Annotated in this window: 19 protein-coding genes and 1 other RNA gene; 12 read left to right on the forward strand and 8 right to left on the reverse strand. The window is 71.1% G+C overall.

Going from position 1 to position 18,486, the window contains the following annotated elements; genetic code table 11:
* Positions 1 to 19: 19 nt before the first annotated feature.
* A complete protein-coding gene (locus EV292_RS03915; protein ID WP_132907834.1) occupies positions 20 to 256 on the forward strand; it encodes a hypothetical protein in 237 nt (78 codons plus the stop codon).
* Positions 257 to 289: 33 nt separating this feature from the next.
* On the opposite strand, the gene EV292_RS03920 is transcribed toward EV292_RS03915, so the two are convergent.
* Positions 290 to 1,675, reverse strand: coding sequence for a leucyl aminopeptidase family protein (locus EV292_RS03920; RefSeq protein ID WP_132907835.1), 1,386 nt, complete (start codon positions 1,673 to 1,675; stop codon positions 290 to 292).
* A gap of 77 nt (positions 1,676 to 1,752) precedes the next feature.
* On the opposite strand from EV292_RS03920, the gene trxB reads away from it, so the two are divergent.
* Positions 1,753 to 2,721, forward strand: a complete 969-nt coding sequence (gene trxB / locus EV292_RS03925) for a thioredoxin-disulfide reductase (protein WP_132907836.1) — start codon at positions 1,753 to 1,755, stop codon at positions 2,719 to 2,721.
* A 3-nt stretch (positions 2,722 to 2,724) separates the two neighbouring features.
* Here the strand turns inward: trxB and EV292_RS03930 are convergent, their stop codons facing one another.
* Positions 2,725 to 2,982: an acyl carrier protein gene (locus tag EV292_RS03930; protein WP_207913358.1), complete on the reverse strand. Its 258-nt coding sequence runs from the start codon at positions 2,980 to 2,982 to the stop codon at positions 2,725 to 2,727.
* Between the two features lie 489 nt (positions 2,983 to 3,471).
* Here EV292_RS03930 and EV292_RS03935 point away from each other — a divergent pair, with 489 nt between their 5' ends.
* Both EV292_RS03935 and EV292_RS03940 read left to right on the forward strand, forming a co-directional pair.
* Positions 3,472 to 4,959, forward strand: coding sequence for an AMP-binding protein (locus tag EV292_RS03935; protein WP_132907838.1), 1,488 nt, complete (start codon positions 3,472 to 3,474; stop codon positions 4,957 to 4,959).
* Positions 4,956 to 6,179, forward strand: a complete 1,224-nt coding sequence (locus EV292_RS03940; protein ID WP_243693585.1) for a pyridoxal-dependent decarboxylase, exosortase A system-associated — start codon at positions 4,956 to 4,958, stop codon at positions 6,177 to 6,179. The genes EV292_RS03935 and EV292_RS03940 overlap by 4 nt, the downstream gene beginning before the upstream one ends.
* A 136-nt stretch (positions 6,180 to 6,315) precedes the next feature.
* Here EV292_RS03940 and EV292_RS03945 read toward each other — a convergent pair whose 3' ends face one another.
* The 3 genes from EV292_RS03945 to EV292_RS03955 form a co-directional block, all read right to left on the reverse strand.
* On the reverse strand, positions 6,316 to 7,263 hold the full coding sequence (locus EV292_RS03945; protein ID WP_132907839.1) for an alpha/beta hydrolase: 948 nt from the start codon (positions 7,261 to 7,263) through the stop codon (positions 6,316 to 6,318).
* Positions 7,264 to 7,741: 478 nt separating this feature from the next.
* A complete protein-coding gene (locus EV292_RS03950) occupies positions 7,742 to 8,818 on the reverse strand; it encodes a deoxyhypusine synthase (RefSeq protein WP_132907840.1) in 1,077 nt (358 codons plus the stop codon).
* Positions 8,819 to 8,920: 102 nt separating this feature from the next.
* Positions 8,921 to 10,153 carry a type III PLP-dependent enzyme gene (locus EV292_RS03955; RefSeq protein WP_132907841.1) on the reverse strand — a complete coding sequence of 411 codons (1,233 nt, stop codon included), beginning with the start codon at positions 10,151 to 10,153 and terminating at the stop codon, positions 8,921 to 8,923.
* A 140-nt stretch (positions 10,154 to 10,293) separates the two neighbouring features.
* Between EV292_RS03955 and EV292_RS03960 the strand changes: the two genes are divergently transcribed.
* Together EV292_RS03960 and EV292_RS03965 are read left to right on the forward strand one after the other, a co-directional pair.
* Positions 10,294 to 11,301, forward strand: a complete 1,008-nt coding sequence (locus EV292_RS03960) for a threonine/serine dehydratase (protein WP_207913328.1) — start codon at positions 10,294 to 10,296, stop codon at positions 11,299 to 11,301.
* Positions 11,298 to 11,477, forward strand: coding sequence for a hypothetical protein (locus EV292_RS03965; protein WP_132907842.1), 180 nt, complete (start codon positions 11,298 to 11,300; stop codon positions 11,475 to 11,477). Before EV292_RS03960 ends, EV292_RS03965 begins: the two co-directional genes overlap by 4 nt.
* Before the next feature lie 510 nt (positions 11,478 to 11,987).
* Here EV292_RS03965 and EV292_RS03970 read toward each other — a convergent pair.
* On the reverse strand, positions 11,988 to 12,644 hold the full coding sequence (locus tag EV292_RS03970) for an alpha/beta hydrolase (protein ID WP_132907843.1): 657 nt from the start codon (positions 12,642 to 12,644) through the stop codon (positions 11,988 to 11,990).
* 81 nt (positions 12,645 to 12,725) lie between these two features.
* Between EV292_RS03970 and EV292_RS03975 the strand changes: the two genes are divergently transcribed.
* The 5 genes from EV292_RS03975 (at position 12,726) to ffs (ending at position 15,699) form a co-directional block, all read left to right on the forward strand.
* Positions 12,726 to 13,811: an aminotransferase class V-fold PLP-dependent enzyme gene (locus EV292_RS03975; RefSeq protein WP_243693586.1), complete on the forward strand. Its 1,086-nt coding sequence runs from the start codon at positions 12,726 to 12,728 to the stop codon at positions 13,809 to 13,811.
* The gene (locus EV292_RS03980) at positions 13,808 to 14,884 is read left to right on the forward strand and encodes a cysteine desulfurase family protein (RefSeq protein ID WP_132907844.1); all 1,077 of its coding nucleotides are present in this window, start codon (positions 13,808 to 13,810) and stop codon (positions 14,882 to 14,884) included. Before EV292_RS03975 ends, EV292_RS03980 begins: the two co-directional genes overlap by 4 nt.
* Positions 14,881 to 15,192: a 2Fe-2S iron-sulfur cluster-binding protein gene (locus EV292_RS03985; protein WP_132907845.1), complete on the forward strand. Its 312-nt coding sequence runs from the start codon at positions 14,881 to 14,883 to the stop codon at positions 15,190 to 15,192. Before EV292_RS03980 ends, EV292_RS03985 begins: the two co-directional genes overlap by 4 nt.
* Before the next feature lie 55 nt (positions 15,193 to 15,247).
* Positions 15,248 to 15,562: a hypothetical protein gene (locus EV292_RS22880; protein ID WP_207913329.1), complete on the forward strand. Its 315-nt coding sequence runs from the start codon at positions 15,248 to 15,250 to the stop codon at positions 15,560 to 15,562.
* Between the two features lie 39 nt (positions 15,563 to 15,601).
* An RNA gene (gene ffs / locus EV292_RS03995) (signal recognition particle sRNA small type) lies at positions 15,602 to 15,699 on the forward strand.
* Between the two features lie 91 nt (positions 15,700 to 15,790).
* Here ffs and EV292_RS04000 read toward each other — a convergent pair.
* Entirely contained in the window at positions 15,791 to 16,804 is a 1,014-nt protein-coding gene (locus EV292_RS04000; protein WP_132907846.1) for an inorganic phosphate transporter, read from the reverse strand.
* Positions 16,805 to 16,813: 9 nt separating this feature from the next.
* A complete protein-coding gene (locus EV292_RS04005; protein WP_132907847.1) occupies positions 16,814 to 17,458 on the reverse strand; it encodes a DUF47 family protein in 645 nt (214 codons plus the stop codon).
* A 228-nt stretch (positions 17,459 to 17,686) separates the two neighbouring features.
* Here EV292_RS04005 and EV292_RS04010 point away from each other — a divergent pair, with 228 nt between their 5' ends.
* Positions 17,687 to 18,208 carry a ferritin-like domain-containing protein gene (locus tag EV292_RS04010; RefSeq protein ID WP_132907848.1) on the forward strand — a complete coding sequence of 174 codons (522 nt, stop codon included), beginning with the start codon at positions 17,687 to 17,689 and terminating at the stop codon, positions 18,206 to 18,208.
* Positions 18,209 to 18,486 lie beyond the last annotated feature (278 nt).

Raw genomic sequence — 18,486 nt, forward strand, 5'->3', positions numbered from 1 at the left:
TAGGTGAGAGGAGGATGCCATGAGCGACGACCGTGTGACCCAGACCCCGCACACCACGGTGATTGAGCGCCGCGGCGGTGGCGGTGGCGTGCTGATCGGGCTGGCGGTGCTGCTGGCGGTGATCGTCGGCGCCTATCTGCTGCTCGTCCGCAACGACAGCGAGGTCGCCAAGAACAACGCGATCACCTCGGCGGCGAAGAGCGTCGGCGACACCGCCGACAAGGCGGGTGCCGCGGTGGATCGCGCGGCTAAGTGACAGGCGACGGGTGAGGCGCGGCGACCGCCCGTCTCACCCGAAGCGCGCCTTGAGCACGGCATAGGCGGCGCGCAGGCCATAGGCCTCGCCGCCGCGCGGGCGTGCCGGCCTCGCGGTCGGGCGCCACGCGAACGTGTCGAGATGCGCCCAGGGCAAGGTCGCGGGCACGAAGCGGCGCAGGAACAGCGCCGCGGTGATCGCCCCCGCGAAGCCGCCGTCAGGCGCGTTGACCAGATCGGCGACGTCCGACTTGAGCATGTCGTCATAGCCGCCCCACAGCGGCAGTCGCCACAGCGGGTCGCGCACCGCCTCGCCCGCGGCGAGCAGCTCGGCCGCGAGCGTCTCGTCCTGCACGAAGGTCGCTGGCAGATCGGGGCCGAGTGCGACGCGCGCGGCGCCGGTCAGCGTGGCGAAGTCGATCAGCAGGTCGGGCGCATCCTCCACCGCGCGCGCCAGCGCGTCGCCCAGGATCAGCCGGCCCTCGGCATCGGTGTTGGTGTTCTCCACCGTCAGCCCGAGCCGCGTCTGGAGCACGTCGCCGGGGCGGAAGGCGCTGCCCGAGATCGCATTCTCCACCGCCGGAATCAGCACGTGCAGACGCACCTTGAGCCGCGCCTGCATCACCAACCCGGCCAGCGCCAGCGCGTGCGCGGCGCCGCCCATGTCCTTCTTCATCAGCCGCATGCCCGCCGACGGCTTGATGTCGAGCCCGCCCGAATCGAAGCACACGCCCTTGCCGACCAGCGCCACGCGCGGGTGTGCCGGATCGCCCCACAGCAGCTCGATCAATCGCGGCGCGCGCTCGCGGCTCGCCGCCTGTCCGACCGCGTGGATCATCGGATAGCCGGTCGCCAGCGCGTCGCCCCGGGTCACGGTGACCGTGGCGCCATGCGCCTGCGCGAGCGCGTCCGCCTCGGCCTCCAGCTCGGCGGGGCCGAGGTCGCTCGCGCCGGTGTCGACCAGGTCGCGCACGCGCGCGGTCGCGGCGGCGAGGCGCACCGTCTCGTCGATCGACCCGACATCGCGGGTCAGCAGCACGCGCGGCCGCGTCGGCTCGGGCTTGCGGTAGCGCGTGAAGCGATGCTGCGCGAGCAGCCAGCCGAGCCCGGCGGCGCCGAGCGGAGCCTCGCCGGCGAGGCGATAGCTACCCTCGGGCAGCGTGTCGCCCAGCGAGGCGATCCGCCACGGTGACGACGGCTCCTCGTCGCACACCAGCAGCGCGGCCCAGTCCTCGGCGCCGTCGCCGGGCAGGATCGCGCGGTCGCCCGCCTTGCCCGTCACGCGCGCTGCCGCCGCGGCGGTGCGCGCGCGCGCCGGCTGGGTGGCGAGCCAGGCGTCATAGCCGTCAGGGTGAACGACGTGGAGCAGCCGCGCAGGCTGGCCGCGATCGGGTTGGAGGAGCGCGGAGAAGTCGGTCATCGCGCGACCAAAGCAGGACTTGGCCGCGCGCGCAACGCGCGGTTCCCTTCGCGCGACCGGCACCTTACATCCCCGCCATGACCACGCACACGACTCGCATGCTGATCCTCGGTTCCGGCCCGGCCGGGCTCTCGGCGGCCATCTACGGCGCGCGCGCCGGCATGGCGCCGATCGTCGTCCAGGGCATCCAGCCCGGCGGCCAGCTCACCACCACCACCGACGTCGAGAATTATCCCGGCTTCCGCGAGGTGATCCAGGGTCCCTGGCTGATGGAGCAGATGCAGGCGCAGGCCGAGCATGTCGGCACGCGGCTGATGTGGGACACGATCGTCGAGGTCGACCTGACCCGCCGCCCGTTCCGCCTGACCGGCGACGGCGGCGACGTCTATGAGGGCGAGGTGCTCGTGATCGCCACCGGCGCGCAGGCCAAGTGGCTCGGCCTCGACAGCGAGGACGCGATGAAGGGCAAGGGTGTCAGCGCCTGCGCCACCTGCGACGGCTTCTTCTACCGCGGCAAGAAGGTCGCTGTGATCGGCGGCGGCAATACCGCGGTCGAGGAGGCGTTGTACCTCACCAACCACTCGGACGACGTGACGCTGATCCACCGCCGCGACTCGTTGCGCGCCGAGCGTATCCTGCAGCAGCGGCTGTTCGCCCACCCCAATGTGACGGTGCTCTGGAACAAGGAAGTGCGGGAGTTCGTCGACGGCGGCGGGAATGCCGGCCTCGTCGCGCTCGAACTGGAGGACACGCGGACGGGCGAGCGTTCGCGGCTCGACGTCGACGGCGGCTTCGTCGCGATCGGCCACCATCCCGCGACCGAGCTGTTCCGCGGCCATCTCGCGCTCGACGAGGACGGCTATATCGCGGTCGAGACCGGCTCGACGCGCACCAGCGTGCCCGGCGTGTTCGCGTGCGGCGACGTGATGGACAAAGTGTATCGCCAGGCGGTCACCGCCGCTGGCACCGGCTGCATGGCCGCGCTCGACGCCGAGCGCTTCCTGGCCGCGGCGGAGTTCGCCGAGGTCAGCGAGGCGGCGGAATAAGGCTCAGACCAGCGCCTTGCTCGTGGCGAAGCGGGTCAGCGCGCCGAACGTCTCGAGCATCTCGCCGTCGACCTCGTCGTCCTCGATGACGATGCCGAGCCGGTCCTCCAGCTCGGTGAGCACGCCCGCCACCGCCATCGAGTCGAGCTCGGGCAGCGCGCCGAACAGCGGCGTGTCGGCGCGGAAGGTGTCGACCCGCTCGGGGGACAGCGCCAGTACGTCGGCGAGCACCGCGCGCACCGTGGTCTCGACCTCACTCATGCCTTCCGGGATCACGCTGCCTCCTCGCTCGCGCCGCGGCGAGCGGCGATGCGCGCGGCGTTAGGCGGCGACGCGGTGGAGTGCAACCTGAGGGTTGCGTCTGGCGGCGGGCGTGCGCGCAGCGGTGGAGGCTGCGTGCCCGGGAAGACGGTCGCGTGACGTGGGGGCGGCGCGACGTCTTCCCGCGCACCTGTGATTGTCGCGCCTGGTGCGGGTGGCACTGACCCACAGCCGTTCCGTGACGCCAACCGCGGTAAGCCGTCATCCCGCGACCCTCCGTCATCCCGGCCTTGAGCCGGGATCCATGGTGCCGCACAATCACGGGCCTTGGCGTACGCGGCGCCCTGGATCCCGGCTCAAGGCCGGGATGACGAAGCGATGGCGAAGCGGGGACGGAGCGGCGGCGAACCCGTGGCGAAGCTTCGCGCCCCGCGCACGCCGCCACACGCGCGCTACAGTCCGCGCGTGATCCGCTCTAAGGACCGTCCGATGATCCCGCTCGATCCCGTCCCGCTGCCGATCGACCATGTCCTGCGCGGCGCACCCGACGCCGCCGCGCTGGTCGATCGCGCCGGCACGCTCAGCGTCGCCGCGGCGGAGGAAGCGGTCGCGCGGCTCGCCGGCTGGCTCGCCGCGCAGCGGATCGCGCCCGGCGCGCGCGTCGCCACCTGGCTGCCGAAGACGCGTGAGGCATGCTGGATGCCGCTCGCGGCGGCGCGCGCGGGGCTGGTCCATGTGCCGGTCAACCCGCTGCTCAAGCGCGCGCAGGTCGCGCACATCCTCGCCGATAGCGGTGCCGCGCTGCTGCTCACCCACGCCCCGCGCGCCGCCACGCTGGAGGACGGCGACCTGCCCGCCGGCTGCGCGCTCCACGTCGAGGCGGGGGAGGGCGACGCGCTGCCGCGTTCCAACGCCGATCCCGAGTCGCTCGCGGCGTTGCTGTACACCTCGGGCTCGACCGGCCGGCCCAAGGGCGTGATGCTGAGCCATGCCAATCTGTGGCTCGGCGCAGTCAGTGTGGCGCACTACCTGGCGCTCACCCCGGACGATCGCGTGCTCGGCGTGCTGCCGCTGAGCTTCGACTACGGCCAGAACCAATTGCTCTCGAGCTGGGCGGCGGGAGCCAGTGTCGCCCCGCTCGACTATCTCACGCCCCGCGACGTGGTGAAGGCGGTGGAGCGCGTCGGCGCCACCACGCTCGCCGGCGTACCGCCGCTGTGGGTGCAGCTGCTCGAGGCGGAGTGGCCGGCAGCCACCGCGGCGCGGCTGCGACGGCTGACCAACTCGGGCGGGGCGCTCACGCCGGCGCTCGTGCGCGGTCTGCGCACGCGCTTCCCCCAAGCCCGTCTCTACCCGATGTACGGGCTGACCGAGGCGTTCCGCTCGACCTATCTCGACCCGGCGCTGGTGGACGATCATCCCGAGTCGATCGGCCGCGCCATCCCCTTCGCCGAGGTGCTCGTGGTGCGCCCGGACGGCACGCGCGCCGCGACGGACGAGCCCGGCGAGCTGGTCCATGCCGGGCCTTTGGTGGCGCAGGGCTATTGGCAGGATGCGGAGCGCACCGCGGCGCGCTTCCGCCCCGCGCCGTCCTTCGCACGCGCGGGCGGCACGGCGGTCTGGTCAGGCGACACGGTGGTGGAGGGCGCCGACGGGCTGCTCAGCTTCGTCGCGCGCGCCGACGAGATGATCAAGACCGCGGGCAACCGCGTCAGCCCGCAGGAGGTGGAGGAAGCGGTGACCGCCGGCGGCGAGACGAGCGAGGCGGTCGCGATCGGGGCACCCGATCCGCGGCTCGGCCAGGCGATCTTGGTGGTCGCGCGCGGCGACGGCAGCGCCGAGGCGGGACTTCGCGAGCGCCTGAAGCGCGCGCTGCCCGGCTTCATGCAACCGGCGCGCTTCGTGTGGCGTGCCGAGTTGCCGCGCAACGCCAACGGCAAGCTCGACCGCGCCGCGCTGCGGGAGGAACTCGCGTGAAGCCGATGGGTCCGCTGCCGCCCGCGTTCGCGCACCAGCAGGGTGCGCTGACGATCGCGGGCGCGGATGCCGCCGCGCTGGTGGCAGAACATGGCTCGCCGCTGTTCGTCTACGATCTGAGCGCGGTCGCGGCGCAGGTGGCGCGCTTCCGTGCGGCGATGCCCGCGGCGATCGGGCTGCATTACGCGATCAAGGCCAATCCGTTCGCGCCGCTGCTGGCGGCGATGGCGCCGCTGGTCGACGGGCTCGACGTCGCGTCGGGCGGCGAACTCGAACGCGCGCTCGCGGTGAAGCCCGCCGCCGCGGTGAGCTTCGCCGGGCCGGGCAAGCGCGACGACGAGCTGGCGGCGGCGATCGCGGCGGGGGCGACGCTCAACATCGAGTCGGCGGGGGAGGCGCGGCGCGCGCTCGCGCTCGGCGAGCGGCTCGGCATCGCGCCGCGCGCGGCGGTGCGGGTCAACCCTGACCTCGAGCTGCGCGGCTCGGGGATGAAAATGGGCGGGCGCGCCTCGCCATTCGGGATCGACGCCGAAGAGGCCGCCGCGGTGGTGCGCGCGCTGATCGCGGGCGGGGCGACGTGGCGCGGCTTCCATATCTTCGCGGGGAGCCAGGCGCTCGACGCGGGCGCGCTGATCGAGACCCAGGCGGCGACGCTCGCGCTCGCTGCGCGGCTGGCCGATGCGGTCGGCGCCGCGCCGCCGCTGGTCAATCTGGGCGGCGGCTTCGGCGTACCCTATTTCGCCGGTGACGTGGCGCTCGACGTCGAGCGGGTCGGCGCGGCGCTGGCGGAGTCGCTGGCGCGCCGTGCCGACGTGCTGGCGGAGAGCGGCTTCGCGCTCGAACTGGGACGCTGGCTGGTGGCGGAGGCGGGGGTGTATCTCACCCGCGTCGTCGACAGGAAGGTGAGTCGCGGCGAGACCTTCCTCGTGGTTGACGGCGGGCTGCACCACCAGCTGGCCGCCTCGGGCAATTTCGGCACCGTGGTGCGGCGCAACTATCCGCTCGCCGTGGCGGGGCGGATGGGGGCGGCAGGCGAGGAAGAGGTGAGCGTCGTCGGCTGCCTCTGCACCCCGCTCGATCGGCTGGGTGATCGCGTGCTGCTGCCGCGCGCGGCGGAGGGCGACGTGATCGCGGTGTTCCTCGCCGGCGCCTATGGGCTGACGGCGAGCCCGAGCGCGTTCCTCGGCCACCCGGCACCGGCGGAGGTCGTGGTCGGCTGAGCGGGACTCGGCAGCGTGGTGTCGAAAGAGGCTCGACGGTCGTGCTCGCGGCCAGATGGATCCCGGATCAAGTCCGGGATGACGGTCCTTGACGGGAGCGAGCGCCAAGGATCGGGCGCGCGGCCCGGGAGATCGATCATGCCGCCGTCAGCACCCGCTTGGTCCAGGCGTCGAACAGCTGCGGCCAGTGCGATCCCGGCAGCTCGGGTGGCAGATAGGCCGGGCCGAAGCCGTGCCCGCCCTCCTGGAAGAAATGCGCCTCCACCGGCACTTGCGCGGCCTGGCACGCGGTGAGCATCGCCATCGGCTCGCTCACCGGCACGGTGGTGTCGTCGAGCGCGTGCGCGATGAAGATCGGCGGCGTGTCGCGACGTACCCGTCGGTTCGTGTCGAACCGTGCCGCCGCGCGCGCACCCACCCGCATCCGGTCGCCCGTGATCACGGGATAGACCAGCCCGGCGAAGGCGGGGCGTGCGTCACCCGCGTCGGCGGCATCGACGCGATCGTACACTGGATCCATCGACGCGGTGGCAAGGCTGGCCGCGAGCAGCCCGCCCGCGGAGAAGCCGATCGTCCCCAGCTTCGCCGGATCCACGCCGTAGCGCGCGGCATTGGCGCGGATCAGCCGCATCGCGCGCTGCGCGTCCTGCAAGGGCACGTCCTCGCTCTCCAGCCAGCCCTCGCCGGGCAGGCGATAGGCCAGCACGAAGACGGTGACGCCGAGCGGGTTGAAGACCTTGGCGACGTTGATCCCCTCGTTCTCTACCGAGAGGAAACGATAGCCGCCGCCGGGCATCGACAATAAGGCGCGCCCGTCGGGCTGCGCCGCGCGATAGACGCCGACGACCGGCTCGGCGACGCCGCGCAGGTGCAGCTCGCGGCGCGGCGCGGAACCTTCCATGCGGTTGTCGGGCGTGGGCAGGCGGCGCGGCGCGCTGGGCGGCTGTTTGGGCCAGAGCCGGAAGTTCTCGGCGGGCGGCCAGGCGGTGTCGCGCGCCGCCTCCTGCGCGAGCGCGCGCGGCGCGGCGGCAAGTGTCGCCAGCCCGGCGGATGCGCCTATGATCCCGCGTCGATCGATCCGCATCTGCCCGCTCCCGCCGCTATTGTTCGTGTGAGCGGGTCTATGGGATGGCGGAGCGTGTAGGCAAGCGGCCGTCGAGCGCGGGTGAGCGTCGCGTCGGATGGTTCACGCGGAGGCGCGGAGGCGCAGAGAGGTGGCGTTCAACGGCGGCGATCGGGAGACCTCAACCGATTTCGGGAGGCTTTTGAGAACTTCTTTCGTCATCCCGGACTTGGTCCGGGATCCAGCGTCCCGCATACCTCTAAGGCGTTGCCTTGGCGGCGAAGTGGATCCCGGACCAAGTCCGGGATGACGGCAGCAGAAGAACGGCCCAGTCTCCTCGGAGAGGAACCCTATCGAGGGCAGGCGCGCGTCGCGCCGGGACTGCCCTCTCTGCGCCTCCGCGCCTCCGCGTGAACAATCTTTCTGAACGGTCCCGACACGAGAAGGCCCCCGCCGGATCGCTCCGACGGGGGCCTCGCCGTTCAGACCAAGCGCCGCCTCAGGCGAACAGCTTCGCCCAGGCGCGGGTCGGGCGGTCCTTCCACAGCCCGCGGTGATAGGCGTCCGACGCCAGCAGCGGCATCACCGAGCCGGCCTCGGCGAACACCATCTGCTCGATCCCGGTGTTGACCTTGCCCCAGCTCGCCGCCTCCTGCAGCGTCGAGGACGAGCAGGCGCCGTCGCGCACGTCCGCCACGGTGATCTGCACCGCATATTTGTGCACCGCGACGTCGTCGTGGCCGAGGATCTCGGCGCAGACCACCGTGTCCTGGATGAAGTTCTTCGGCACGCCGCCGCCGATCATCAGCAGGCCGGTGGTGCCCGCCTTGATCTTGATCTCGGTGAGCTCGCGGAAGTCCGCCACCGCGTCGATCATCAGATAGGGCTTGCCCGCCTTGGCCGAATCGACCTGGTGCTTGACCAGCCCGAAGCCCGCCGAGCTGTCGACGAACGCCGGGCAGAAGATCGGCACGTCATGCTCGTAGGCGAGCTTGACGAGGCTGTTCTCCTTCTTGCCGTGCTCGACGAGATACTTGCCCATCTCGCGGATGAAGGCGCGGCTGGAATAGGCCTTGGGCTCCAGCGACTCGGCGATCTCGAAGATCGTGTGGTCGACGTTCTGGAGCGCCTCCTCGTCGATGTACGTGTCGTAGATGCGGTCGATGTAGAGCGAGCGCAACGTGTCGTCGTCGGGGATCTCGAGCGCCTGATAATGCTTGTGGCCGAGGCCCTCGAAGAAATCCATGTCGACGATGGTCGCACCGGTGGCGACGATCACGTCGACCATGTTGTTGCGCACCAGCTCGGCGTACAGGTCCATGCAGCCGCCGGCCGAGGTCGAGCCCGCGATCACCAGACACACCGTGCAGTCCTTGTCGGCCAGCATCTGGTTGTAGATCTTGGTGGCGCGGCCGAGGTCGCGGCTGGTGAAGCTCATGTCGCTCATCGCGTCGACGATCGGTCGCGCGTCGAAGCTCTTGATGTCGACGTGCTTGACCTGCTTCGACAGCAGCTCTGCCTTGCGCGTGTCGTTGATCTTCGCCTGGTCGTGCGAGGGGGCGAGGGTGTCGGTCATGGGGTGCTCCCACTGGGGTACACGTCGTTCACGGGGACGCGGAAACCCATCTGACGGCGGCACGCCACTGCGCGCCGCCGCCGATTCCTTGTCGTCGTTAGGTTACAGCTTGACGACGTTGCTCGCGACCGCGGGTTCCACCGCGACGTAGAGCGATTCCATCGGCTCGTCGGTCGCGATCACCGTCTCGTCCGAGCCGAAGCCGTTGAACGCGGTGCGCATCGCCGAACCATAAGCGCCCAGCATGCCGATCTCGACATAGTCGCCGACCGTGATGTCCGCGGGGAGCGGGAAGGGGCCGGGCATATGGTCGAGGTCGTCACAGGTCGGACCCCAGAAGCTGAACGGATGATCGCGGACGGTCGACTCCGGCTCGCGCAGCAGCGCCACCGGGTAGCGCCAGCCGATGTGCGCCGCGTCGAACAGCGCGCCATAGGCGCCGTCGTTGATGTACAGCTCCTCGCCGCGGCGCCGCTCCACGCGCACCACCACCGAGCTGTACTCGGCGCAGAGCGCGCGGCCCGGCTCGGCCCAGAGCTCCGCCGAATAGCTGATCGGCAGGCTCTCGAACGCGCGGTGGATCGTCTCGAAATAGCGCTCCAGCGGCGGCGGGGTCATCCCCGGATAGGCCGAGGGGAAACCGCCGCCGACGTCGATGACGTCGACCGTCACCGCCGCGCCGACGATCGCCTGGCGCACGCGCTCCATCGCATTGCCATAAGCGTCCGGCGTCATCGCCTGCGAGCCGACGTGGAAGCAGATGCCGAGCGCGTCCGCCACCTGGCGGGTCGCCAGCAGCAGCTCGCGCGACTCGTCCGGCGCCACGCCGAACTTCGACGCGAGGCTGAGCTTCGAATGCTCCGACGACACGCGCAGCCGCACGCAGAGCGTGAGGTCCGCCGCGCCGCGGGTGGCACGAACGATCTTCGCCAGCTCTTCCATGCTGTCGAGCGAGAAGGTGCGGACGCCGTGCGTGAAATACGCCTCGGCGATGGCCTCCTCGGCCTTCACCGGGTGCATGAAGCACAAGGTCGCCTGCGGCAGCGTGCGGGCGACCAGACGCACCTCGGCGATCGAGGCGACGTCGTAGGTCGTCACGCCGTTGTCATACAGCGTCCGTAGCAGCTCCGGGCTCGGATTCGCCTTGACCGCATACATGGTCCGGCCCGGAAACTTCTCCGTAAAGAAGCGGGCGGCCCGTGCCGCGGCGTGCGGACGAACGATCGTCACCGGCTGGACCGGATGACGGGCGGCAATGTCGATGGCCCCGGCGACGGAATCGGCGGGAACGGTCGAGAGGGGCGCTAGCCCCAGCGCGCGATGATGCTGGTGCAACTCAAGGGACCTCCAATTGCCTTGCGGCATACGGTGACAAAAAGCTGCCTTGCGGTTGGAAGTCCCATGGGGCAGCGGAGGCGCGAATTAGGATCGCTCGATCGCCTTGTAAAGTGGTTCGGTGGACGAAAGGTTCAAATGTGACTGTTCTGCGACAACCGACGCGGGCGGGGGTGCGCGACGCCGCCGCCAAGGTCGCCGCCATCCTTCCGCCGACCCCGGTTTTCGTTCGTGATATCAACGGCGTAGACGTGGTGTTCAAGGCCGAGTCGCTGCAGCCGATCGGCGCCTTCAAGGTGCGCGGCGCGTGGCATCGGCTGACCGCTCTGGACGACGAAGCGAGACGTAGGGGCGTCGTGGCGTTCTCCTCGGGCAATCACGCGCAGGGGATCGCCTGGGCGGCGCGGCGGCTCGGCATCGCCGCGACGATCGTCATGCCCGCCGACGCGCCGCGCGCGAAGCGCGAGTCGACGCTCGCGCTCGGCGCCGAGGTGGTCGATTATGACCGCGCGACGCAGAGCCGCGAGGCGATCGCGGCGCGGCTCGCCGAGGCGCGCGGTGCGACGCTGGTGCCGAGCTTCGACGATCCGTGGGTGATCGAGGGGCAGGGCAGCGTCGGGATCGAGGCGGCGCGGCAGATCGAGTCGCTCGGCCTGCCCTCGGTACGACGTGTGGTGGTGCCGTGCGGCGGGGGCGGGCTGGCGGCGGGGATCGCGCTGGCGCTGCCAGAGGCGGCGATCACCGTCGTGGAGCCAGAGGGCTGGGATGACATGCGCCACAGCCTCGAGGCGAGCTGGATCGAGCCGGTCGGCGCCAACCCGCCGCCGACCGCGTGCGACTCGCTCCAGACCAAGCAGGTCTCGCCGCTGACCTTCGACGTGCTGTCGCGCCGTGACGCGACCGGCGTGGCGGTGAGCGAGCGCGCGGTGCGCGAGGCGCAGCGCTGGGCGGCGGCGCAGCTGCGGCTGGTGATCGAGCCCGGCGGGGCGGTGGCGCTGGCGGCACTGCTGACCGGGCAGGTCGCGGCCGAGCCGGGCACGCTCGCGATTCTCTCGGGCGGCAACGTCGACGCGGCGGCTTATGCCGCGGTCCTCGCGGGAGAACCGCTTGCGGTCGCGGCGGCGCACGAGTCGGTGGAGCCGGTATGACGCCCGCGTTCGGCAGCATCGCCGCGGCGGCGCCGGCGCTCGCGATGCTGGGTGCGCTCGCCTGCCTGATCGGCGGGGGCTATCTGATCGCGACGCGGCGCGATCGCCCGAAGGGCGTGCTGATGCTGGTGATGGCCGCGGTGCTGGTCGGCAACGTCTTGATCTGGGTGGCGTGAGCGCGGCGCCGCTGCGCAAATGTTGCGAATGTTGAGTCGCCGCGCGTTGGAGCGGGCAGCGTATGTTGAGTAGGCGCGGGAATGAGACGAGGACGAGGCGGATCGGTGCCGCTTACGTCCGCGACGCTGAGGTCGGACAGCGCGCGGGTCCACCAGATCCACCCCGGCAAAAGGGGAGGCGTCGTCCGCAGGCCGGTGGTGGAGGGGGCTCGCTCCACAGCGCTGGGCCTGCGGAAAGCCGTCTCCACCACGCTGGTGCATGGTCGCCTTCCCGCGAGCGGCAGGGCAATCGCATATCCCAGTTGGGACAGCTTCCGCTCGCCCTTCCGTTCCGTCATCCCGGGCTCGACCCGGGATCCATGTTTCCGCGAAAACAACGGCTCATGCATACGCGGCGCGATGGATCCCGGGTCGAGCCCGGGATGACGGCAAGTGAAGCACCCGATGCGTCCCGCCGTCATAGGCGGTCCCCCTCCCCGCGAGCGGGAAGGATTTCAGAAGTCCGTCACCTCACTTGATCGGCGAGTTCGGGTCCAGCCGCATGTCGAGGTAAGTGTCGACCGAGCGCATCAGGTCGTCCATCTCGTGCTCGAAGAAATGGTTGGCGCGCGGGATCACGTCGTGGTGGATCGTGATGTGCTTCTGCGTCCGCAGCTTGTCGACCAGCTTCTGCGAGGCGAGCGGGGTCACCACCTCGTCCTCGGCGCCCTGGATGATGATCCCCGACGAGGGGCAGGGCGCCAGGAAGCTGAAGTCGAACATGTTCGCGGGCGGCGCGATCGAGATGAAGCCGCGGATCTCGGGCCGGCGCATCAGCAGCTGCATCCCGATCCACGCGCCGAAGCCGAAGCCCGCCACCCAGGTGGTCTGCGCCTCGGCGTGGAAGCTCTGCACCCAGTCGAGCGCCGCGGCCGCATCGGAGAGCTCGCCGACGCCGTTGTCGAACACGCCCTGGCTCTTGCCCACGCCGCGGAAGTTGAAGCGCAGCGTGGCGAAGCCGCGGCGCTGGAAGGTCTTGTACAGCTCCTGCACGATCCGGTTGTTCATCGTGCCGCCCGCATTGGGGTGCGGGTGGAGGATCATCGCGACGGGCGCGCGCGGGCGCGGGGCTGGAGCGAAGCGGCCCTCGATGCGGCCTTCGGGTCCGGGGAAGATGACTTCGGGCATGGTCACTCGTCTGGAGGCGGGGCGTTGGGCCCGGCGAGAAGCGCGCTATATAGGCCGCGCGCCCGATAATGGAACGATTGGTTGACCGAAGCCTTGTCCCCCGACGATGCGACCCGCCCGGATACGCCGGTCTATCTCGATCACGCCGCGACCACGCCGCTCACCGCCGGCGCGCGCGCGGCCGTGGCCGAGGGGCTAGCGCATTGGGCCAACCCGTCGTCGCCGCATGCCGCCGGCCGCGCGGCGCGCGCCGCGCTGGAGCGTGCGCGCGCGCAGGTGGCCGCGGCCTATGGCTGGCGGCACGAGACGCTGTTCACCAGCGGCGCCAGCGAGTCGCTCGCGATCGCGCTGGGCCGGGCGGTGGCGGGGCGGCGCGTGGTCAGCGCGGTGGAGCATGACGCGGCCCTGCGCGCGGCGGGGGCGGCCGAGGTGCTGCCGGTCGACCCGCTCGGTCGCGTCGGCCCGGCGCGGATCGGCGACGTCGCGGGCGCGGTGGTCGCGGTGCAATGGTGCAACAGCGAGACCGGGGTCCGCCAGCCGATCGCCGCGATCGCGGAGGCGGTGCACGCGCGCGGCGGCATCCTGCTCGTCGACGCGGCGCAGATGCCCGCCTCGGACGAGCTCGCCGCGCACGCCGACCTGATCGCGCTGTCGGCGCACAAGCGCGGCGGTCCGCCGGGCATCGGCGCGCTGCTGGTGCGCGACCTCGCGCTCCTCCACCCCAGCGGCGGGCAGGAGCGCGGCTATCGCCCCGGGACCGAGAACCTGCCCGGCGCGCTCGGCTATGCCGCCGCGCTCGCCGAGCCCGAACCCGACCACGCCGAGCTGCGCGCACGGCTCGACGACCTGATCCGCCGCTCGGGCGGCGAGCTGGTCGGCGACGGCGCCGAGCGCCACCCCGCGATCGGCTCCTATCGCATGCCGGGAGTCGCCGCGGCGGCGCAGCTTATTCGCTTCGACCTCGACCGCATCGCGGTGTCGGCGGGCAGCGCCTGCGCCAGCGGCAGCCTCAAGCCCAGCCACGTGCTGCGCGCGATGGGCTGGGGCGAGGAGGCCGCGCGCGAGGTGGTGCGCGTGAGCTTCGGGCGCACCACCACCGCGGCGGAGGTGGAGCGTTTCGCCGCCGCCTGGCGTGCGGTGGCGCGGACGCGGCGGTTCGCGGCATGACCTATCTCGATTATCAGGCGACCACGCCGCTCGCGCCCGAAGCGCTGGAGGCGATGCTGCCGTGGCTGCGCGACCAGCATGCCAACCCGCACTCGCCGCACCGCTTCGGCCGCGCCGCGCGCGCGGCGGTGGAGCTCGCGCGCGATCGGGTCGCCGCGCTGCTGCCCGCGGGCGGGCGGGTCGCGTTCACCAGCGGCGCGACCGAGGCGCTCAACTGGGCGATCAAGGGCGCGCCGGCCGGCCGGGTGGTGACGATCGCGACCGAACACGCCGCGGTGCTCGACAGCGTCGCGGCGCGCGGCGACGCGATCGTATTGCCGGTCGGCACCGACGGGCTGGTCGATCTCGCCGCGGCCGAGCGCGCGATCGTACCGGGCGTCGCGCTGGTCGCGGCGATGCTGGTCAACAACGAGATCGGCGTGATCCAGCCGTTCGACGCTTTGGCGACGATGGCGAAGCGCGCGGGCGCGCTGCTGCTCTGCGATGCGGTGCAGGGGTACGGCCGCGTGCCGATCCCCGCCGGCGCCGACTTGGTCGCGGTGTCGGCGCACAAGGTGTACGGTCCCAAGGGGATCGGCGCCTTGTGGATCCGCGACGGCGTGACGCTCGCTCCGCTGCTCCACGGCGGCGATCAGGAGGGCGGTCGCTCGGGCACGCTGTCGCCGGCGTTGTGCGCCGGTTTCGGCGCCGCGGCGCTGCTGCTCGCCGAGCGGCGCGGGGCTGACGCCGACCATGTCGAGCGGCTGTGGGACGTGGCCCGCGAGCGGCTCCCGGCCTGGACGGTCAACGGCGCGACCGAGGCGCGCTATCGCGGCAACCTCAGCGTGCGGCGCGACGGGGTCGACGTCGCGCGGCTGATGAGCGACGTGCGCGACGTTGCCTTCTCAGCCGGGTCAGCCTGCGCCAGCGGCTCGGGGCGGAGCAGCCACGTGCTGCGCGCGCTCGGGCTGAGCGAGGCCGAGGCGCGCAGCACGATCCGGCTCGGCTTCGGCCGCTACACGCGCGAGGATGCGCTCGCGGTGGCGCTCGACCGGCTCGACGCCGCCGCTAGCGCGCAGCGGATCGCGGCATGAGGGTGTGCTTCACCGATGGCGGCGCCGTGCGCGAGGTCGAGGCGGTGCCCGGCGAGCGGCTGCTCGACGTGGCGCGGCGCGACGGTCAGCCGCTGGAGGGGACCTGCAACGGCGAGCTGGCGTGCGCGACCTGCCACGTCATCGTCGCCGCCGAGGACTTCGATCGGTTGCCGCCCGCCAGCGAGGAGGAGGAGGACATGCTCGACCTCGCCCCGGACGCGCGGCGCACCAGCCGGCTCGCCTGCCAGATCGTGCTGACCCCCGCGCTGGATAAGCTTTCGGTTCGATTACCAACAAGTTCAGCATGAGTGCAGCGCGACTCGGCGATGATCCTCGCACAGGGACATGTGAGGAGTGTTGCACATGAGATGGATGATGATGGGCCTCGCCGGCGTGCTCGCGGCGACCTCGCTGGCACCGGCGGCGGAGGCGCAGCGCTGGCGCGACAATCGCGGCTGGCACGACAATGGCCGCCATCGCGGCTGGGACCGCCACGACCGCCGCCGCTGGGATCGCGACCACCGCTGGCGCGACGACCGCCGCTGGCGCGGTGCCGGCCGGCGCTACGGCTGGAACGGCTATGGCCGCGGCCGCGGCTGGGACCGCGGGCGCACCGTCTGCCGCTGGCAGGACAGCTATTATGGCCCGGTGAAGCGGTGTTTCCGCGTCCGCGGCTGACGCGGGCTTGATCGCGCCGCCCGGCTCCGCCATATGGCGCGCGGGAGTCGGGCGGACGTGGTCGTCGCCAACCTGGTCAGGTCCTGACGGAAGCAGCCACAACGATTTCGCCGCGGGTCGTTCCGGCTCCCACCATAGCGCCATCGCGCTTCGCGGTCCCGCTCGGCACCGCGCCGGCCGCGACCGGAACAACTCCGGTCGGAGCCGCCCCGATCAGAACAGCCCCGATCAGAACAGCAGCGTCAGCGAATAGACCAGCGCGCCCACCGCCGCGGAGGCGGGGATGGTGATCACCCAGGCCACCACCACGTTCTTCGCCACGCCCCAGCGCACCGCCGAGGCGCGCCGCGCCACGCCCGCGCCGATGATCGAGCCCGTGATCGTGTGCGTGGTCGAGACCGGGACCCCCAAGGTGGACGCGCCGAACAGCACGATCGAGCCTGCCAGCGAGGCGCTGAACCCCTGGTGCTGCGACAGCCGCGTGATGCGCGAGCCCATCGTCTCGATGATCCGCCAGCCGCCCGTCATCGTGCCCAGCCCGATCGCGACATAGCAGCTGATCGCGACCCAGTGCGGCACCTCGAACGGCCCGGTCAGATAGCCGGTCGAGTAGAGCAGGACGGTGATGATCCCCATCGTCTTCTGCGCGTCGTTGAGCCCGTGGCTGAGCGAATAGGCGGCGGACGACACCAGATGCAGCGCCCGGAACGAGCGCTCCGCCTGATTCGCGGTGCGACGCCGCAGCGCCCAGCTCGACAGCAGCATCACCAGCATCGCCAGGAACATGCCGATCGTCGGCGAGAGCACGATCGCGATCAGCGTCTTGTTGAGCCCGCCCCATTGCACCCCGGTCAGCCCCGCATGCGCGACGCCGGCGCCGATCAGGCCGCCCACCAAGGCGTGGCTGCTCGACGAGGGTATGCCCTTGAGCCAGGTGATGACGTTCCACGTCATCGCCCCACCGAGCGCGCCGAAGATCACCGCCGGGGTCACCACCTCCTGCGCGATCAGCCCCTTGCCGATCGTCTCGGCGACGGCGTGGAGGCTCGGCACCGCCAGCGTCAGGAAATAGGCGGCGAAGTTGAAGAAGGCGGCGAACACCACCGCCTGCACCGGCGACAGCAGCCGGGTCGCCACCACGGTGGCGATCGAGTTGGCGGCGTCGTGCAGCCCGTTCAGATAATCGAACGCCAGCGCGACCAGGATGAGGCCGACCAGCAGCGGAAAAGCGAGCTCGTGCATGGCCGCGGCTCAGGCGTGGTCGATGACGATGCCATCGATCTCGTCGGCGACGTCCTCGAAGGCGTCGAGCACGCGCTCGAGATGCTTGTACAACTCGCGCTCCACGACGAAGCGAAGCGTGTCGGTGCGGCCGAACTCACCGAGCGAGCGCTTCAGCCCGGCGGCGTGCATCTCGTCGGCGCGGCCCTCGATGCGGATCAACTGCTCGGTGAAGTCGTGCAGCTTCTGGCCGTTGCGGCTGACGTCGCGCAGCAGCGGCATCGCCGCGACCGCGAGCTCGGCCGCCTCCACCGCGGCGGCGGCCATCTCGCGCATCTCGGGGGCGAACTCGCGCACCTGGTAGAGGTCGATCGCGGCGGCGGCGGCCTGCATCTCGTCGACCGTGTCGTCGAGCGCGCCGATCAGCGTGGCGATCGCGCCGCGGTCGAACGGCGTGAGGAAGGTCGAGCGCACCGTCTTGAGCACGTCGCGGGTGATCTCGTCAGCGCGGTGCTCGTGGGCGATGATCTCGGCGATCATCGCCGCCGCATCGCACTCGCCGCCGACCAGCTTGGCGAGCGCGCGCGCGCCCGCCAGGTCGGTCACGGCGTGCGCCTCGAACATCTCGAAGAAATTGCCCGTCCTCGGCAGAAGACGCTGGAACCAAGCGAACATCGAACTCCCATCCCCACCCGAAGGTGTTTCCCGTCCCGATAGCCCGAAGCACGAGTTGCGCGCGGCGCCAAGCAAAACCGAGCGGCGCCATGGCCGAGACATGTGACACTTGGGTTGCAGCGCCATCGGCGGTTTCGTCCCGAAAACCGATAACCTGCATCAAAGCCATTGTTTTTAAAGGAACATTGGGCGCTGCACCAGCTTGATCCGGGGAGCAAGGAGAGAGGCATGCCAGGCTATTCCAATGACGTGGTCCAGTCGGTGTTCGTGACCGGGTTGAAGAACGCGCACGGAGTCGAGCATCAGGCGCTCGCGCTGATCGACCGGCAACTCGACCATCTCGCCAACTACCCCGAGGTTGCCGCGCAGCTGCGCACGCACCGCGCCGAGACCGAGGAGCAGATCCAGCGGCTGGAGGAGATCCTCGCCGGCTTCGGCGAGACTCACTCGGTGCTCAAGGACGCGGCGCTGTCGTTCACCGGCAACATGGCGGCGCTGGCGCACGTCTTCGCGCCCGACGAGATCCTCAAGAACAGCTTCGCCAACTTCGCCTTCGAGAATTTCGAGGCGGCGAGCTACAAATCGCTGCTGACGCTGGCGGACGCCGGCGGTTTCCAGCAGCCGGTGTCGCTGCTGACGGCGTCGCTCAACGAGGAGCTGGCGATGGCGGCCTGGGTCGACGAGCACAATGCCGAGCTGACGCTGAAATATGTCGAGCGCCGCGCCGCGGGCGAGACGGCGAGCCACTGAGGCAAGCGGGACTCAACATTCACGCGGTGACGGCGCGCTCGGCCAAGTGACGGCGGAGCTGTGTTTTCGCCGAGCCGGTCGCCGCGGTGGCGGGCGCGAATGTTGCGAATGTTGAGTCGCTGGCGCGGTTCGCGCGAAAGTTGAGTTTGGCGGACGACGCGGTGATCATAGTTGACAGGCGTCGCCGGGCGCGACCGCGGCCGGTGACGATGAGACGGAGCGGCGCGTGTGTGACAGACCACCGCGGTGTAGGACAGCGGCGCACAATCTTCCCCGGT

Origin of the sequence: Sphingomonas sp. BK235 (assembly GCF_004345855.1) — a bacterium.
Lineage (GTDB): Bacteria > Pseudomonadota > Alphaproteobacteria > Sphingomonadales > Sphingomonadaceae > Sphingomonas.

Excerpts from the sequence above, each read along its gene's own strand:
- EV292_RS03915 (WP_132907834.1), top strand. The coding sequence starts at position 20 with ATGAGCGACGACCGTGTGACCCAGACCCCGCACACCACGGTGATTGAG.
- EV292_RS03920 (WP_132907835.1), bottom strand. The coding sequence starts at position 1,675 with ATGACCGACTTCTCCGCGCTCCTCCAACCCGATCGCGGCCAGCCTGCG.
- trxB (WP_132907836.1), top strand. The coding sequence starts at position 1,753 with ATGACCACGCACACGACTCGCATGCTGATCCTCGGTTCCGGCCCGGCC.
- EV292_RS03930 (WP_207913358.1), bottom strand. The coding sequence starts at position 2,982 with ATGAGTGAGGTCGAGACCACGGTGCGCGCGGTGCTCGCCGACGTACTG.
- EV292_RS03935 (WP_132907838.1), top strand. The coding sequence starts at position 3,472 with ATGATCCCGCTCGATCCCGTCCCGCTGCCGATCGACCATGTCCTGCGC.
- EV292_RS03945 (WP_132907839.1), bottom strand. The coding sequence starts at position 7,263 with ATGCGGATCGATCGACGCGGGATCATAGGCGCATCCGCCGGGCTGGCG.
- EV292_RS03950 (WP_132907840.1), bottom strand. The coding sequence starts at position 8,818 with ATGACCGACACCCTCGCCCCCTCGCACGACCAGGCGAAGATCAACGAC.
- EV292_RS03965 (WP_132907842.1), top strand. The coding sequence starts at position 11,298 with ATGACGCCCGCGTTCGGCAGCATCGCCGCGGCGGCGCCGGCGCTCGCG.
- EV292_RS03970 (WP_132907843.1), bottom strand. The coding sequence starts at position 12,644 with ATGCCCGAAGTCATCTTCCCCGGACCCGAAGGCCGCATCGAGGGCCGC.
- EV292_RS03980 (WP_132907844.1), top strand. The coding sequence starts at position 13,808 with ATGACCTATCTCGATTATCAGGCGACCACGCCGCTCGCGCCCGAAGCG.
- EV292_RS03985 (WP_132907845.1), top strand. The coding sequence starts at position 14,881 with ATGAGGGTGTGCTTCACCGATGGCGGCGCCGTGCGCGAGGTCGAGGCG.
- EV292_RS22880 (WP_207913329.1), top strand. The coding sequence starts at position 15,248 with ATGAGATGGATGATGATGGGCCTCGCCGGCGTGCTCGCGGCGACCTCG.
- EV292_RS04000 (WP_132907846.1), bottom strand. The coding sequence starts at position 16,804 with ATGCACGAGCTCGCTTTTCCGCTGCTGGTCGGCCTCATCCTGGTCGCG.
- EV292_RS04005 (WP_132907847.1), bottom strand. The coding sequence starts at position 17,458 with ATGTTCGCTTGGTTCCAGCGTCTTCTGCCGAGGACGGGCAATTTCTTC.
- EV292_RS04010 (WP_132907848.1), top strand. The coding sequence starts at position 17,687 with ATGCCAGGCTATTCCAATGACGTGGTCCAGTCGGTGTTCGTGACCGGG.